Source organism: Pseudomonas sp. NFACC05-1 (assembly GCF_900100135.1).
In the GTDB taxonomy this organism is placed as follows: Bacteria; Pseudomonadota; Gammaproteobacteria; order Pseudomonadales; family Pseudomonadaceae; genus Aquipseudomonas; species Aquipseudomonas fluorescens_Q.
Map to the genome: position 1 here is coordinate 1 of NZ_FMTR01000013.1, position 17,139 is coordinate 17,139.

Sequence of the window (17,139 nt, forward strand, 5' to 3'; positions counted from 1 at the left end):
GGCACGCCAGCGAATTTCAACGAAATCCGCATGGAAGACAAGAAAGGCGCCGAGCAGCTGTACATCCATGCCGAGCGCAACCAGGACATCGTGGTCGAGGTGGACGAAAGCCACTCGGTGGGCCATGACCGCAACAAGAGCATCGGCCACAACGAAACAGTGACCATCGGCAACAACCGCCTGCGCATCGTCAAGCAGGAGGACATCCTCTCCGTTGGCCAGCGCAAGACCGACAGCATCAGCCAGAGCTACGTCATCGAAGTGGGCGAGAACCTGCGCCTGGTGTGCGGTGAAAGCATCCTGGAGCTCAACGCCAGCGGCCAGATCAACCTGAGCGGCGTGCAGATCAGCTTCTACGCCAGCGGCGATGCCGAGTTCAACACTGGCGGCGTGCTGCACCTGAACAACGGCGGCGGCCCCGGTGCCACGCCGGACGGCCAGGGCGTCAAGGGCAGCATCGACGCCAACATCAGCGCCGCGTTCCCCAAGGGCTAACTTCGAGATTTATGCGCCATGACCTACCGCCTCAATGAATTCCAGCTCCAGCTGCCGCCCAGCGAGTTGCTGGACGCGACGATCAACATCCTCAAGTTCCCCGAACTGGGCACCTCCTTGATCGTCAGCCGCAGCCTGCTGGCCGACGGCGAGACCCTGCAAAGCAACCTCGACGACCAGCTCAAGCGCCTGGAAAAACAGGTCCAGCAACTGCGCTGCCAACCGGGCGCCACCGTGCGCGTGGGCGCCAACCAGGAAGTCGAAGCCATTGAATTGCGCAGCCAGTTCAACAAGGGCAACGAAAAGGTCTTCCAATATCAGCTCGCACTGGTACTGCCCGGCACTCGCAAGATGCTTGCCTTGAGCTACGTGAAAGCCGAGAAGCTGGGTGATGCCGAGGCGGCGCATTGGGCGACGATCAAGGGGTCGCTGGTGTTCGACACCCAACCCTGACCCTTGTGTGCGAGCTTGCTCGCGATAGCGGTGGGTCAGCTTGCATGGATGCCGGATAACGATGATGCAGCCCCGGCTGCTGTCGACGTACAACCCTACCGGCAACACACTGATTCCTTTGGCAGGTTTCAACATGGGACTGGAAGACGAATACGTGGGCGATGACGGTTGGCGAAGTTTTGTACGCTTGTATGAAGAGGATTATCTCGATGACAACGCGCGTACGTTGGCCAAGGCCATGGATGAGCACCTTGATTTGGCCGTCGTGCTTTATGGTAAAAGAGGGCTCGAAGAAGGGTTGTGGTGGATGGAGCAAAAAGTGCCCGCGCTAGGTGATCTACGCCCCACCGATTGTCTCAAGAAACCAAAGCTGATCAAGCGCCTGAAAATGGCATTAATGGGCATGCCGTAACCCACAAGGACACCGGCGCAATGGAAGGCACCAAATTGCTTGAACCCACGATCATCCGCCCCCCTACCCGCCTGAGCAACGTGCATGTCTGACGCGCTCTGGGCCGCCCGCCTGGGCGATGCACTCAACCACACCTCAATGATGGCCGACATCCTAGGCGGCGTGCTGGAGGTGGCGGCCAATATCGCGATCACCGCCCTGGCGACCGCCGCAGTGGTCGCGGCCACGGGCATCACCGTCGCCACCGGCGGCCTGGGCTGCTTCGTCCTGGGCCTGGTGGTGGGCACCGTCGTCGGCCTGGCCATGAGCAAGACCGGGGCCGACAAAGGCCTGAGCAATTTATGCGAGGGCATCGGCAACGCCCTCTTTCCGCCCACGGTGCAGGCCAACATCCTCACCGGTTCCAAGGACACCTTCACCAACAACATCCCCTCGGCCCGCGCCGCTGGCGCTGTGGTTTCCCATGTGGCGCCAGCCGGCACCGAACTGGAAATGCCCGAGCCGGAAGAAGAAGCCGAAGCCAGTTACCTGGACATGGCCGGGAATTTCTTCTCGCAGATGTGGCGCCCCACTGTCGCCTCGCCCGCCCCCGGTACGGAGACCCGACCGGAAGACCTGGTGATCTGCACCAAGCACCCACCCATGCCACCGCAGTTCATGGCCGAAGGCTCGGAGAAGGTCACCATCAACGGCCAGCCCGCCGTGCGCAGCGGCGACCGCAGCACCTGCGATGCGACGGTGGTGTCGGCTGGACTGATCTCGCCCAACGTAACCATTGGCGGCGGCTCGGTGGTGGTGCGCGAGATCCGCAGCGGCAAGACCCCGGGCGTGGGCCTGGCGGTCACCGCGCTGCTGATGCTCAAGGGTGGCAAGGGCAAGTTCTTCAGCAAACTGCCGTGCATGCTGGTGGGCGGCGCGGTGTCCATGGCCGCCAGCAGCGCGGCGAACGCGGCCGCCAACGCCGCCATGGGTTCGTCGAACCCGGTGCATGCCGCCACCGGGGCCAAGGTGCTGGGCGCTGACGAGGATCTGGATTTCGTCTTGCCCGGCATCCTGCCGATTGACTGGCAGCGCGTCTACAACAGCCGTGACGAACGTCGCGACAGTTTGTTCGGTGCCGGGTGGAGCGTAGCCTACGAAGTCCAGGTGGAAATCCAGCCTCATCCCGAGGGCGGCGAAACCCTGATCTACACCGACGAACAGGGCCGGCCCATCGACATGGGTTCCATCCCCTTGGGCGGCGCGGTGTTCAGCGCTGGCGAAGGCCTGGCCGTGCGCCGCCATGTGAACGGGCAATTGCTGATCGAAAGCGAAGACGGCCTGTACCGCTTGTTCGAACCTTCGCCAGCCAACCCATCACACTTGCGCCTGAGCCAACTGGGCGACCGCAACGACAACCGCATCCACCTCGACTACGACGACGCCGGACGCCTGGTACGGCTGCGCGATACCTTCGACTTGGTGCACGTCGAGCTGATCCGCGCAGGCGAACGCGTCACCCACATCGAGCGCCTCTACCCCGACCAATCGCGGGAAGTGCTGGTCAGCTACGCCTACGACGCGGCGAACATCCTCGCCGAAGTGCGCGACGCCAGCGGCCAGGTGCAACGGCGCTTCCGCTACGACGCCGGGCAGAGGATGGTCGAACACCAATTACCCAGCGGCCTGCATTGCTTCTACGACTGGGCCCTGATCGACGACCAGGAATGGCGCGTGGTCCGGCACTGGACCGACGAAGGCGACGCCTACCAGTTCGACTATGACCTCAAGGCCGGCATCACCCGCATCAGCGACAGCCTGCAACGCGTCAGCACCCGGCAGTGGAACAGCCAGCACCAGATCACCCAATACACCGACAACCTCGGCCAGACCTGGCTGTTCGAATGGAACGATGAGCGCCAGATGCTCAGCGCCACCGATCCACAAGGCGGCCAGTACCAATTCAACTACGACGACGCGGGTAACCTGATCAGCGAAACCGACCCATTGGGCCGCAGCGAATCCACCCTCTGGCTCGAACACTGGGCCCTGCCGCTGGTGGACACCAACGCCGCCGGCCACAGCTGGAAGTACCGTTACGATCAACGCGGCAACTGCACGACGGAAATCGACCCGCTGGGCCACGTCACCCGCTACCGCTACGACACCCACGGCCAGGTCGTGGAGATCATCGACGCCACCGGCAAAAGCAAAAAACTGCGTTGGAACCCGTTCGGCCAACTGGTGGAACACATCGATTGCTCGGGTTACCCGACGCGCTTCAGCTACGACGCGCGCGGTTACCTGCACACCATCACCGACGCCCTCGGCGAGCGCACCCAGTTCAGCTACGACGCCCAAGGGCGGCTGCTCGGCAGCCAATTACCGGACGGCCGCACCGAACACTACCAGCGCGACACCGCCGGCCACCTCATCGGCTACACCGACCCGGCCGGGCACACCACGCTTTACCAACACAACCGCCGCGGCCAGGTCCGCCAACGCACCGACGCCCAGGGCCGGCAAGTGCAGTTCACCTACGACAGCTTCGGCCGGCTGCAAGCGCTGACCAACGAGAATGGTGAAAGCTACCGGTTTGCCTGGGATGCAGGGGATCGGTTGGCCGAACAACAAGACCTGGATGGTAGCGCCAAGCGCTACGACTACGACCGCCTCGACAACGTCGCGGCAGTGACGGCGATGCCCGCGCCCTACGGCACAGGCCTGGCGCTCGTTCCCGAAACACCGCCGGCACCCATCGTCCATCGCCTGGAACGCGACGCCGTAGGCCGGCTGATCGCCAAGGTCACCGACGATGGCCGCACCGAATACAGCTACGACCCGCTGGACCAACTCACCGCCGTCACTTTCACCGACCTGCAGGGCAACGCCCAGACCCTGAGCTTCGCCTACGACGCCCTCGGTCAATTGCTCGCCGAAAACAGCGCCGCCGGCAGCCTGCAGCACCACTACGACGAACTCGGCAACCTGATCCAGACCCAACTGCCCGATGGCCGCTGGGTCAACCGCCTGTACTACGGCAGCGGCCATCTACACCAGATCAACCTCGACGGCCAGGTCATCAGCGACTTCGAACGCGACCGCCTGCACCGCGAAGTGCTGCGCACCCAAGGCCAGATCAGCACCCGCAGCGAATACGACCGCAGCGGCCGCCTGCGCACGCGACAACGCCGCCACAGCAGCCAACCCTCGCTGCTGCCGGCGGCGGTGCAAAAACACTTCGAGTACGACCCCGCCGACAATCTCATCGGCAAACTCGACCAGCAACCCGCCGCACAACAGCGCCAGCTACTGCACTACGACGCCACCGGCCGCATCATCGCCAGCCAGGACAGCCTGCACGGCCAACGCGAGACCTTCACCTACGACGCCGCCGCCAACCTGCTGGACGGCCCGGCCCCCGGCGCCGGGCTGGTGGTGCACAACAAACTGCTGACCTACCAGGACAAGCGCTACCGCTACGACGCCTTCGGCCGGCTGATCGAAAAACGCAGCGCCAAACGTGGCGTGCAACACTTCGCCTACGACGCCGAAAGCCGCTTGATCGAGGTGCGCAACGACGACGGCAGCGTGGTCAACATGGCCTACGACCCGCTGGGCCGGCGCATCGCAAAAACCGAGCACGACAACCACGGCTACCCGCTGGGCGAAACCCGCTTCACCTGGGACGGCCTGCGCCTGTTGCAGGAACACCGCCACCAGCAAACCAGCCTCTACCTCTACGAAGACGACGGCTACGAACCCCTGGCCCGCGTCGATGGAAGCGGCCCGCTGCAAAAGATCCGCTACTACCACAACGACCTCAACGGCCTGCCGGAACAACTCACCGAAGCCGACGGGCACAACGTTTGGCAGGCCACGTATCGGGTGTGGGGCAATACGCTGGAGGAAGTGCGCGAGCCGTATTACATCGAAGAGCAGAATTTGCGGTTCCAAGGGCAGTACCTGGATCGGGAAACCGGGCTGCATTTCAATACGTTCAGGTTTTATGATCCGGATGTGGGGCGGTTTACTACGCCGGATCCGATTGGGTTGGAAGGTGGGCTCAATCTTTACCAATACGCTCCGAACCCTATCGGTTGGGCGGATCCATGGGGCTGGGCGTATGCCGGGGTAGATTTCACTGGAAGCAGTGATCTGTATCCGATTAAAGGCGCACAAAAAAATATCGTGACTATCAAGATGCAAGGCTCCAGGTCGCGTGACTTTACTCAAGCCTATAAAGAATCTGGTATTCCAAGGAGTGCGAAGAAGGACTACACCTGGCACCACGTTGATGACTTCGACCCTAAAACGGGTACTACAACGATGCAGCTTGTCAGGAAATCTGCACATGAAGCCACCTATCCCCATGGCGGCTCAGTTGCGCAATATGAGAAACATTTCAAGGTTAATTACAACAGCAGCGAATCAGTCCTAGCAGCGTCTAAGAAAGGCTGGCTCGCCAACAAAGTTCCCAACACCAAAGTCAAACCTGGGCGCTGCTCATGATTGGAGATTTCGATGCTTGAAAACAAATTCTCAGAGTACGAAAAGGCCATTACCCCAGCGGATCTGGACCAGCTGGAGTCCGTCATCGGCAAGAAGCTACCGGCTCCCTTTCGAAACCATTACCTCAAGTACAACGGCGGCATGCCGGAACGAGCTTATTGGGTCAGCGAAGACTTTTTCGACCCCATCGAAGTCGCCTCTTTCAGGCCGATTACCTATGGTGAACCCACGCTGCTGTCCACCTACCAGTTGATGCTGAAGAAACAAGTACTTCCTGCACATCTCCTTCCTTTCGCAGACGACCTGGGCGGCAATTTCTTTTGCTTGAACCTTGATTCGGGAGCCATCAGTTATTTCACGACTGACACATTTGATAGTGACCTTAGCCCAGAAGAGAACCAGGCTGAATCCGAGAAGCCTATTTGCTCGAACTTCCTCCGTTTTGTTCAAGGACTAATCGATGAGGACGATTTGGACGAGGAATAAAGGAGCGAACGCCACAGGGTTTGATCGAAACGCAGATCCCGTGGCGAGGGAGCTTGCTCCCGCTGGGCGGCGAAGCGGCCCCAAAAGGAACGTCACATGAAAGACTTGGCAGATGAAAGCCCGGCGCTGGCAGACGAAATAATGCGCATCATGGCGTCGGGTAATGAGCTCGATGAGCAAAGCAAAAAAAATGAAGCTCAAGCCCTGTACCAAAAAGCTTGGGACCTGCTTCCTGAACCGAAGCTGGAGTGGACACCTTTGTCAGCCTGGGTCACAGGTTCTTTTTTCAACCTGCATTTCGACAATGGGGATTTCGCGGCTGCTAAAGACTGGGCACAAAAGACCTTGGATGGCCGGGAGTCGGACATCGATACAGGGCCGCTGATTAACTTGGGAATGGTCTATTTTGAGCTGGGAGACCACGCGCAGGCTTATCGGTACTTTGATGACGCCTACAGCTTCGGCAAGGCTCGCGCCTTTCAAGAAAGACCCAAAAAATATCTGAAGTTTTATTTGGAAAAAAAGGCCTGACCAAAGCATGGCTCTAGAGCCCTCACGGCCATTCGGCGAAACCTCAAGCCAGTGGGGCAAGGTCGAGCAGGATTTAAAGAAGCGCGGCTATGCGTTGTACTTCGGGGTGTGCGAGGGCGAAGAGAGTTTCTACAACATCACGCGGGTCCCGTCGGACAACCGTGTGCTTGCAAGATATCTGCGGGATGATCCTTGCGGCGGAGAAAAGGGCAAGGCATTGCTCGAAGGGTTTCGTTAACGAATCGTCTCTCCCGCAGCATGGGCTAGCCGATCCAGTCGGTACTCCCAGGGTCGCACCTCTGCGTCCACTCAATCCAAAACGAAGAAACAAAACGAAGCAGAAAAGCACGCCCTGGATTACTACCTGCTACCGAAGCCGGAAAAATCCGAAAATGCATCCAAACCGGGCCAGCTATTCACCGTGGCAAAAAACACCGACAACGAATGCCTGCTCGCCAACCTCAGCGAAAACCTGGCATCCGCCGACGCGATGATCAGCAACCTGGCCTTCGACCTGGAAGGCCCCGCCGCCACATCGCCCTCGGCGTCCAACAACTGATTGAACTGAGGTCATTGCTGGCCAGCCGTGTGCTGGATAACGTCGACCCACGCTAGCCGCTCCAGCATCAATCCCGCTGGGTGGCGAAGCCGCCCCAAAACGGCCGGCGCATTCCTACAGACAAACCGCATCAGCCGATTTACGACGGCTGCGCCGCCGAGCGGGAGCAAGCTCCCTCGCCACGGATCCTGGGGCATTACGAAGGTTTGTTTATTCTCCCTCCGCAACGCTTCCACCCAGCTACGAATCCTTGCGCCATTGCCTACAACTACGCCAGAATCCGCCCGCTTGTGCGCCTTGCCTATGGGTTCTATCGTTTCCCTGCCACTGCCCATCAGTGGTCGGGTTTAGTAGCCCGAGGTTGTGTCAGTAGGATGCATAAGCTCTCCATCCAAGCAGGTTCCTAACCTGTCCTTGATGGTGGCTGTGCGCAGGGCGCTTCGGCGCGCCGGCAATGCTGATCTCCCCGGTCTACTAACCTGCGTACAGCCGCCACCCTTCTTTTAGTAGGGAAGAGGTTGCGGCTTAACCATGGAGTATCAGCACATGTTCAAGCCTACCCCGAATCCTCCCGAAGCAGATCGCAGCTCTGCGCCCACCAAATCCAAAACGAAGAAACAAGACGAAGCAGAAAGGCGCGCCTTGGATTTTTACCTGCTACCGAAATCGGAAAAATCCGAAGATGCATCCAAACCGGGCCAGCTATTCACCGTGGCAAAAAACGCCGACAACGAATGCCTGCTCGCCAACCTTAGCGAAAACTTGGCATCCGCCGACGCGATGATCAGCAACTTGGCCTTCGATCTGGAAGGCCCCCGCCGCCACATCGCCCTCGGCGTCCAGCAACTGATTGAACTGAGTTCATTGCTGGCAAACCGAGTGCTAGATAACGTCGACCCACGCTAGCCGCTACAGCATCAATCCCGTGGCGAGGGAGCTTGCTCCCTCGCCACGGATCGCCTACACCTCAAAAGCAAGCATGTAACCCGCTGCTCCCCACGATGAATCTCTCTCTAGCCACAGACAGCAACCGGCCAGAAGCGGACGGTCTGGCCTTTAAATAAATACGTCGCCTTTTTCGAGTTGGTTGAGTAAAGACCTAATGCGGCGCATTGCTGATTGGGCTTCAAAAAGAAATGGACAGTTCAGATTGCACTCTCCTCCAAAGCATCGTTACCAGACGAACAGAACTCAATAAAAGGCCCGCAGAATTTCTTGAGTTGGCAGCGTATTGATCTACGCTGATCTCTGCACGTATGCATCGCCATTCCACTCGCAATATCCGCACGGACACTACACCTGTATGGCGGCGCATTCGATCGTTAACGGCGTATGGGGGGAATCGGTGATGGCGAAAAACGTCTTGGTGACAATTTGGGAGCGCAATACGAAAGAAACGCAGTGTCGGCTTTCTGATGACCAGACGCTGCAGGTAAAAATTCAAAATCGGATGGCCTGTATTGAAGGAATGATTGGTCAGGCCGAGAAGACATGGCCGTCATACCATAGTTGGCTTGAATCCTTACCAAACCAAGCTGGTCTGTCTCCTGCAGATTTCGATCTACACCTCTTTGTTGCGCCCGAGTATTTGTTCGCTAAATCGGCTCCACGCCCCTACATCAATGAGATGGACAAGGAAATAGTCCGAGCCTGTAGTACCGCTTTGGCGAGCTCCAACAGCAAATTGATTTTGATCCCTGGCACTGTGCTGTGGGCAAAGTCCATGATTAGACCCGAAGGTCGTAAGTTTAGACGCGGTACTGAGGAGGAGAAGACCACTCCGCGGGATTTCTCAAAGCACCGTGAGCCAACAGATTTTGGGCTGAGGTTTGCTCCGCAATCAGCACAGCGGCAGTACCAGAAGTACCGAAATCAGGTGTTCAATGCCATTGACCAATGGACCTTAGAGGACCCTTCTCCAGAACGGCATATGGCGCGCAACACTGCATTTGTTTGTATGGGGGATCAGGTCGTAACCCAGCATAAACGCTTTGAAAACATCGGGCTCTATGGTCTGGAAGAACCGGATAATCAGTCCGATTGGACCGACCTTATTTTCGTTCCGGGAACCAGCGCGCCAATTCCGCTCAAGGAAGGTTTGAGGCTGGGGTTGGAAATATGCGCTGAGCATGCTTGCAAACCTGCGCTTATGTTTTCAGGCGGTGGCTTGGATTTCCATGTATTGATATCTGCCAGTATTGAAGTGAATCCTGCGGCGGTTGCTGCAAAAAGGGGAGGCTACGTGATCCACGCCGACTCTTCAGGGGCAACCGTATACGAAGTCGGAGCCGGAAAGGCATTGAGTACTGTTGGATGTAGCTACCAAGTGGACGTTTATGATTCAGGCGCGCCGGCGGGGACTGCAAAAACTTACATGTGCATGGTGTGATACTTAGACACTAATACGGTGCCTAAAGGGGGGGGCAGTTAATAGTTACTTTGCGAGAAATTAAGTTTGTCACCTTTACCCCAGGATAACTGCTATCGGCCGATAGCGGCCTTAGGGTAAGGGCAGCAGTCGGCCAATAGCGGACAGTCGTGACCGTCAACTTTTGTCCGGAAGCGGGCGTTTTCGAGCGATTGCCTTCCCCTGATTGCAGCGTCATAACGGGTAGTGATTCCAGTGATTCGCCTTGGTTAGCCAGAAGGGATCCACAACAGCGCCCCAGCGATTTAGCTGCCCGGCCTATGTTCAGCCTACGTTTCGCCACGCCACATAGTTTCTGAGGTTCGATGGTTTACCTAATTGAAGGCTTGCCAGACCAACTTATTTTCGCCAGTAATTTCTGAGCAATCGCGTCAGTGAGGACGCACCATGTCCGCTAAGACTTTTGTATGGCATTATGATGGCAGAGCCGGCAGCCACGGCAGCTTTTCGGGTAGGAAACACTGCAGCGTCTACAACGGGGGTCAGGACGCTGCTCGCTGCCGCCTTATCTTGAAAGGCCATTATTAAGCGCATTTAACTCGGACGTTAAAAAGATGCCATCAGCTCCACAAATTGAAGCTCGAGATTTCTACAAAAATATGCCCAGCTTAAATCACGAGACTGGCGACATATGGCACAACCTTCCGGGATTCGGTCTTCCGAACAAGGTAAAGGTTACCGGGATCGTAATTTCCCCAGCATGCGACCTAAGCCAAAAAAAAACTGAAACAGCTACCGTCATCCCGATCATCCCAGTTAGCGAATATCTTTACAGTAAAGCGTTTTATGGCGAGATTTGGAATGAGGTATTTAATCGCTTAAAACCTTATGGTTCAGAAGAACATCCACCTGCTGACCGATTTTCGCACCCGCCAATCCATCTGCTCGAAAAAGCTCTTAAATCTATTGAGGGTGATAAAAAACAAATCGCTTTTCACGCCCGTCTAACCGAATATAAAAAGTACATCGAATATACGCAAGCACCTCTTGACGAAAGAAGTAGTGAGCGACCAAGCGTCGAACTTATACTTTCGGAAAAGAGATATGGCGAGATTCTAAAGAAGATATTCTGTAACTCTTTTAAATCAGATATACATTTCTTTCCCGCCTACGGTAACCTCAGTGACTTCGCAGCCATCCCCTCTCACTCTGTAGCTTTGTTTCGATACGTATATTCAATCCCTCTTGAAATCCTGGACGCTGCACAGTGTTCGCGAGATGAGTGGTGGAGCGAAGATTGTAAGCGCATGAGCGTAACCGCACCTATGATTGAGCACTTTGATGCATGTCCTTTAAAAGTTTCCACGCTGAAAGATGACTTTCTGAGCGATATGATCTCCAGGTATCTTGGCATGTTCATGCGATTGGGGTCGCGAGACTTTACTGCTACCTCGCTTGATAACTTTGTTAAAGAAATAAAGGAGCTTTAATTATGTACCTGGCTTTAACTCAAGGCATGGCGGAATGGTTACTTCCTAAAATCGGGGTAATTGAAAAAATTCACAACGCTTTATTAGAAATAGCTCGAAACCCTAAAGCCCTCGCGGGTGCAATTTTTCTGGAAGGCCCCTTTCGATTAGCGGCGAATTCGGAGGGAACACTTCTCTCCCTATGGCACTCAGACTATCTTAGTGGAACTGGTGAAGAGTCACTTGCGCTAATAAAGCTATCCGGTGATACGTCTATTTTTTCAGAGCTTGAAATTAGTAAAGAGTCGTTTGAGCGCTCCATATATCTTGCAAATCAGCGACTACAAGGGCTCCTCGTTGAAGGTGCATTCATGCACCGAAAGCATGATGAGAATATACACACTATTTTAGCCGGTCGCGGAACAGATGCCCGACAGTATAGCCTTGGATATTACGATATTATCAGCGGGGGGGATGAATCCTCTACTCGCACTTTGATTTCGGCCGGTCCGAGCGACAGTTTCCGCGCCGTAGTAAAATGCATCAATATTGAAATGAGGTCTTTAGAAGCACTTAGACAACAAGCCAATGCCCTAATAAACAACAGCAAGCTCGAAAAATCTAACGCATATGATACTCTTGATCTACTGGCTGCGAGCGTCAAAGGTTATTTTGAAGAAACCATAAAGCAAGATGACTTTTTTCATGCGCAAGTGAACACAAGTGAATCCTCCATTACGAGCGATGAGGTCTATAAAACTTTAAATTTTACCTTCAAAGACTGGGTCAAGATAGATAGCCCGTTAACCGAGGCCCAACGAAAAATACTAACCCCCGACGCACTTGACAAAAATCCAATTCGAATACTGGGTCCGGGCGGATCCGGAAAAACACTACTAATGCAGCTGCTTGCGTTATTCAAAGTTATCAACTCCAAAGTTCAGGGAAACGCATGTAAGATACTTTATATCGTCCACAGCGATGCGATGCGAGCCAAAGTCATCCAAAAGTTTGATGTGCTATCAAGTGAAAATCCTGAGCTTTATAAAGAGCACATAACCGTTACCACTCTTTCAGAATACTGCAGGATTAAACTTGGGTTAGAGTTGGAATCTATTTTAGATCCTGATGCCACAGATGCTAAGCTGTACCAACTCCAGCAAATACTTGAGGCGTTAGCCTATGAAAAATCCTCATATGAGAAACAGATCGCTTCCAGCAGCCTGTTAACCACAGTCTACCAGAACAAAAACTTAACTGATGTATTTGCCAAACTTGTCCTTGCGGAGATCTCAATTGCCATTAAGGGTCATGGATATGAGCAAGATCGTCGTCGCTACGTAGAGTCCGAACGCAGTCTTAGTCGATTTCACGGAATTCTCACACGCGACGAGAGAGATTTCGTATTCAGCTTATTCGAATGGTACCATCGTGAAGTTTTTGAGAAATATGGGGCGCTTGATCCTGATGATATTGCGCTCTCACTATTTGGTTCTATCAAAACCCCAGTCTGGAGGCTGCGTCGAAAAAGCGAAGGCTTCGATTATATCTTTGTAGATGAAGCACAATTATTCAACGAAAATGAAAGACGTCTATTCTCCCTTCTTTCTAATGAAAAGATGTCCCACGTCCCTATAGCCCTAGCTTTAGATGAGGCTCAGTCTTTTTATGGACAATCAAACGCAGGGCTCGCAACACTTGGCATTAAAGACATTTCAAATCAGAGCCTTGATTCAATAAGACGCTCTACAGTAGAAATTGCCAAATTAGCATTTTTTGTCATCCAGAGAAGCACCAATCTTTTCAGCAGTGATTTTCCTGACTTCACGTCAATTGAAAGCTTTCACACGCCCGCCAAGGATAAGAAATTTGGAAGACCTGCTCTCGAAAAAGAGACTCCCGACTCCCGAGACTTCGGACGATTTATTTTCCGCCGCGTACGTGAAATGCGCGCCGACAACATTCGACAAATCGCAATCATCAGTCACACTGAAAGTTACTGGAGCGCGATTGAAGATGAACTATCCAAGTCCGACTTACCATTTCAAGTGCTTCGTGAGAGAGGAGAGAAGATCAAGACGGATCAGCCAGTAGTAGTGCTCTGTCGACCTGCCCAGGTTGGCGGACAGGAATTTGACGCTGTCATTATCGTTGGATTGGAAAAAGGAGCTCTTACAGTTAAGGAGAATCCAGCCCTTGAATCTGCAATCGAGCAACAGATGATCCGAGAGACTTACCTGTCAATCACTAGGGCAAGGTATAAGGTGATATTCGCAATCTCAAAATCTGCAACAGAAAATGAGATCCTTAGCGACGCAGTGACAGCTGGATTAATTACAAAAAAATAAGACCGCTGAAGCAACACTCAGCTCTTTGTGCATGAGAGCTGGGTGGTTGTTAAAAGATGAAGGATTCATCTAGGTAGTATCCGAGCTACTAAAAGTGTTCGAATAATCTCGGGACCTCGTCTTCCATGGGGCGAATCTGCCGTTAGCGAGTGGCTGGTTTTGGCCGACAGCGGTCGCTTGCCGAGGTCCGCTTCTGGCCGGCTAGCGACGGCCTGACTTCGACCGTCGCTATGCATGATCAAACCTCAGTCTGTTCCGCTATCTCCAGTGCGTCATCAACCTCAATCCCCAGATATCGAACAGTGCTCTCCAGCTTCGTATGGCCGAGCAGCAACTGAACCGCCCGTAGGTTCTTCGTTCTGCGATAGATTAGTGATGCCTTCGTACGTCTCATTGTGTGAGTGCCATACATGGCTGAATCAAGGCCTACGGCTTTCACCCAGCCTTTGACGATACGAGCGTATTGACGAGTGGATAGATGGTCTGAGGTATGCAGCCGGCTAGGAAAAAGGCAGTCCTCGCTGCGTAGTTGTGCCTGATGTATCCAGGCCACGAGAGCTGACCGTGTTTGCTCAGTGATCTCAAACTGCACTGGCCGCTGCGTTTTCTGCTGCATCACCATGGCTCGTGATGATACGTGCTCGCCATGGGCGACATCGCGCACGCGTAGCTTGGTTAAGTCGCAGGCTCGAAGCTTACTGTCGATGGCCAGATCGAAGAGGGCCAGATCCCGGGTTCTTTTCGCAATTTGAAGTCTTACTCGGATGGCCCAGATATCTCTCAGTCGGAGTGGGGCTTTCTGCCCGACTAGTTTTCCTTTGTTCCAGGGCTGACAGCTGCGGGTAGCGATGATGTTCATGACAAGTCCTCCACGTGTGGAAAGACAAGGATGGCTAATCAGAGCGACGGCCGCTAACCGGGGGGACCGGTCATTTATTTACTCTCCCGCCCTTCCCCCCTGGGTACTCTGATAGCTGCTACTTTTTCCAAACGTCCTAAGCCAGCCTCTTCCGGGCAAACCGCATTCACCGACCTGCGACGGCTACGCCGCCGAGCGGGAGCAAGCTCCCTCGCCACAAGATCACCGCCTCGCCATTGAAACAGCCCATGCCCCAACCCCGCGCACACCCGCGCCAACAAGGGGCGATTTACGGTCAAACCTTTTGGCCATTTCGATCCCCTTTTGGCCTCTCCTGCCGTTCTCTGAAACGTCGCGCGCCGCAAGACTGTGAGCAACCGAATCAGCCTTGCGGAGAACAAAAACATGCTGACGATCTACTCAGACGACCACCACCTTCACCACGGGCGCTGCGAGTTGATGGATGGGCAATTGATGCCCTGCTTCGAGATGCCGTCCCGGGCCGATCATGTGTTGCAGCGGGTCAAGGCGCGGGGGCTGGGGCCGGTGGAGGCGCCGCAGGATTTTGGGTTGGGGCCGATCCAGCGCATTCACAGCGCGGCGTATCTGGAATTCTTCAAAGGCGCCTGGGACCGTTGGGCCAAGTACAACCGCGACGGCGATTTGTTGCCCTTCACCTGGCCGGCGCGAACGCTGCGTTCGGTCATCCCCACGAGCCTGCACGGCCAGTTGGGTTATTACAGTTTCGACGGCGGTGCGCCGATTACCGCCGGTACTTGGCAGGCGGCCTACAGCGCCGCGCAAGTGGCCCTCACCGCCCAGGCGGACATCCAGCGCGGCGCGCGCAGTGCCTTTGCGTTGTGCCGCCCACCGGGGCACCACGCCGCTGGCGATTTGATGGGCGGTTATTGCTACCTCAACAACGCCGCCATCGCCGCCCAGGCCTTTCTCGACCAGGGCCATCAGAAGGTCGCGATCCTGGATGTGGATTACCACCACGGCAACGGCACCCAATCGATTTTCTATGAGCGCAGCGACGTGTTGTTCGCGTCGATCCACGGTCACCCCGAGGCGGAGTTTCCGTTCTTCCTGGGGTATGCCGACGAGCATGGCGAGGGCGACGGCGAGGGCTTCAATTTCAACTACCCTTTGCCAGCCGGCTCCGGCTGGGACACCTGGAGCGCGGCGCTGGAGCAGGCCTGCGGGCAAATCCGGGGTTACGACGCCGATGTCATCGTCGTGTCCCTGGGTGTCGACACGTTCAAGGACGACCCCATCTCGCAATTCAAGCTCGACAGCCCGGATTACCTGGCGATGGGCAAGCGCATCGCGGCGCTCGGCAAGCCGACGCTGTTCGTGATGGAAGGCGGCTACGCGGTGGCAGAAATCGGCATCAATGCCGTGAACGTTCTTGAAGGTTTCCAAAGCGCCCCATGAGGAATCACAGCATGAATAGACTCAAGCGTTTTATGGCTCCAGCCGTGTGCGCCGCGCTGCTTTGCGGCGCTGTCCAGGCCGAGGAGCGCACCCTGCGCGTCTACAACTGGTTCGACTACATCACGCCCAAAGCCTTGGAGGATTTCAAGGCCCAGAACAGCCAGGTCAAGCTGGTCTACGACATCTTCGACACCAACGAGGCCCTGGAGGCCAAGTTGCTGACGGGTAACTCCGGCTATGACGTGGTGGTGCCGTCCAACGTGTTCCTGGCCAAGCAGATCGAGGCCGGGGTGTTCCAGCCCCTGGACCGCAGCAAGCTGCCGAACTGGAACCACCTCGATCCGAAGCTGATGAAGCTGATCGAAGCCAACGACCCGGGCAACAAGTTCGCCGTGCCCTACATGTACGGCACCATCCTGATCGGCTTCAACCCGGACAAGATCAAGGCCGCCCTGGGCGACAACGCGCCGGTGGACAGTTGGGACCTGATCTTCAAGGACGAGAACATCAGCAAGCTCAAGCAGTGCGGCGTGGCGCTGCTCGATTCGCCGTCGGAGATTCTGCCCCTGGCCTTGCAGCACTTGGGCCTGGACCCCAACAGCAAGAAGCCGGCGGACTACGCCAAGGCCGAAGCGCTGATGATGAAGATTCGCCCGCACATCACCTATTTCCACTCGTCCAAGTACATGGCCGACATCGCCAACGGCGACATTTGCGTGGCAGTGGGTTACTCCGGCAGCTTTTCCCAGGCGGCCAACCGCGCCAAGGAGGCCAAGAACGGCGTGAAGGTGGACATGCGCCTGCCCAAGGAAGGCGCGCCGATCTGGTTCGACATGCTCGCCATTCCCAAGGGCGCCGCCAACCCAGGGGACGCCTACGCCTTCATCAACTATTTGCTGCAACCGCAGGTGATCGCGCCGGTCAGTGACTTTGTCGGCTATCCGAACCCGAACAAAGACGCGACCGACATGGTCGACCCGGCGATCCGCAACAACCCCAACCTGTACCCGACCGAGGCGGCGATGACCACGCTCTATACCTTGCAGCCGTTGCCAAGGGACGCCGAACGGGCGCGGACGCGGGCCTGGACGCGGATCAAGTCCGGCCAGTAGCTCTGCCTGTAGCAAGGTTTGTCTGGCCCGGGGATAGGGTGGCCTCTTACCCGGGCTGACACTGCGCCCTATACATAGTTACCACCCTCCCTGTTTTGCCGCGCCCTAGCATGGCGTTC

General features: G+C 55.9%; 13 protein-coding genes and 2 pseudogenes. 14 read left to right on the plus strand and 1 reads right to left on the minus strand.

What is annotated here, in order from left to right; genetic code table 11:
- The 12 genes and pseudogenes from BLO97_RS18840 to BLO97_RS18890 all read left to right on the plus strand — a co-directional run.
- Nucleotides 1-495, plus strand: a pseudogene (locus BLO97_RS18840) (type VI secretion system tip protein VgrG); the annotation flags it as partial.
- Nucleotides 496-513: 18 nt separating this feature from the next.
- Nucleotides 514-948, plus strand: a complete 435-nt coding sequence (locus BLO97_RS18845) for a DcrB-related protein (RefSeq protein ID WP_092221224.1) — start codon at nt 514-516, stop codon at nt 946-948.
- 61 nt (nt 949-1,009) lie between these two features.
- Complete coding sequence (locus BLO97_RS18850; protein ID WP_256572063.1) at nt 1,010-1,360, plus strand: hypothetical protein; 351 nt, start codon at nt 1,010-1,012, stop codon at nt 1,358-1,360.
- An 84-nt stretch (nt 1,361-1,444) separates the two neighbouring features.
- Nucleotides 1,445-5,851, plus strand: coding sequence for an RHS repeat-associated core domain-containing protein (locus tag BLO97_RS18855; protein WP_092347304.1), 4,407 nt, complete (start codon nt 1,445-1,447; stop codon nt 5,849-5,851).
- A 12-nt stretch (nt 5,852-5,863) separates the two neighbouring features.
- A complete protein-coding gene (locus BLO97_RS18860; protein WP_092347306.1) occupies nt 5,864-6,337 on the plus strand; it encodes an SMI1/KNR4 family protein in 474 nt (157 codons plus the stop codon).
- A gap of 96 nt (nt 6,338-6,433) precedes the next feature.
- Nucleotides 6,434-6,868 (plus strand): tetratricopeptide repeat protein, encoded by a 435-nt coding sequence (locus BLO97_RS18865; RefSeq protein ID WP_092347308.1) that lies wholly within the window; start codon nt 6,434-6,436, stop codon nt 6,866-6,868.
- Nucleotides 6,869-6,875: 7 nt separating this feature from the next.
- Nucleotides 6,876-7,106, plus strand: coding sequence for a hypothetical protein (locus tag BLO97_RS18870; protein ID WP_175456268.1), 231 nt, complete (start codon nt 6,876-6,878; stop codon nt 7,104-7,106).
- Between the two features lie 3 nt (nt 7,107-7,109).
- Nucleotides 7,110-7,483, plus strand: a pseudogene (locus tag BLO97_RS18875) (DUF6124 family protein).
- Between the two features lie 490 nt (nt 7,484-7,973).
- Entirely contained in the window at nt 7,974-8,333 is a 360-nt protein-coding gene (locus tag BLO97_RS18880) for a DUF6124 family protein (RefSeq protein WP_092151179.1), read from the plus strand.
- Nucleotides 8,334-8,775: 442 nt separating this feature from the next.
- Nucleotides 8,776-9,816, plus strand: coding sequence for a hypothetical protein (locus BLO97_RS18885; protein ID WP_139197706.1), 1,041 nt, complete (start codon nt 8,776-8,778; stop codon nt 9,814-9,816).
- 593 nt (nt 9,817-10,409) lie between these two features.
- A complete protein-coding gene (locus tag BLO97_RS31100; protein ID WP_139197707.1) occupies nt 10,410-11,285 on the plus strand; it encodes a hypothetical protein in 876 nt (291 codons plus the stop codon).
- A 2-nt stretch (nt 11,286-11,287) separates the two neighbouring features.
- Nucleotides 11,288-13,612 carry a UvrD-helicase domain-containing protein gene (locus BLO97_RS18890; RefSeq protein ID WP_092225119.1) on the plus strand — a complete coding sequence of 775 codons (2,325 nt, stop codon included), beginning with the start codon at nt 11,288-11,290 and terminating at the stop codon, nt 13,610-13,612.
- A 238-nt stretch (nt 13,613-13,850) separates the two neighbouring features.
- On the opposite strand, the gene BLO97_RS18895 is transcribed toward BLO97_RS18890, so the two are convergent.
- Nucleotides 13,851-14,471: a tyrosine-type recombinase/integrase gene (locus BLO97_RS18895; RefSeq protein ID WP_092347311.1), complete on the minus strand. Its 621-nt coding sequence runs from the start codon at nt 14,469-14,471 to the stop codon at nt 13,851-13,853.
- 405 nt (nt 14,472-14,876) lie between these two features.
- Between BLO97_RS18895 and BLO97_RS18900 the strand changes: the two genes are divergently transcribed.
- Nucleotides 14,877-15,908, plus strand: coding sequence for a histone deacetylase family protein (locus BLO97_RS18900; RefSeq protein WP_092347314.1), 1,032 nt, complete (start codon nt 14,877-14,879; stop codon nt 15,906-15,908).
- Nucleotides 15,909-15,919: 11 nt separating this feature from the next.
- Nucleotides 15,920-17,020, plus strand: coding sequence for a polyamine ABC transporter substrate-binding protein (locus BLO97_RS18905; RefSeq protein WP_092347317.1), 1,101 nt, complete (start codon nt 15,920-15,922; stop codon nt 17,018-17,020).
- Nucleotides 17,021-17,139: the final 119 nt, after the last annotated feature.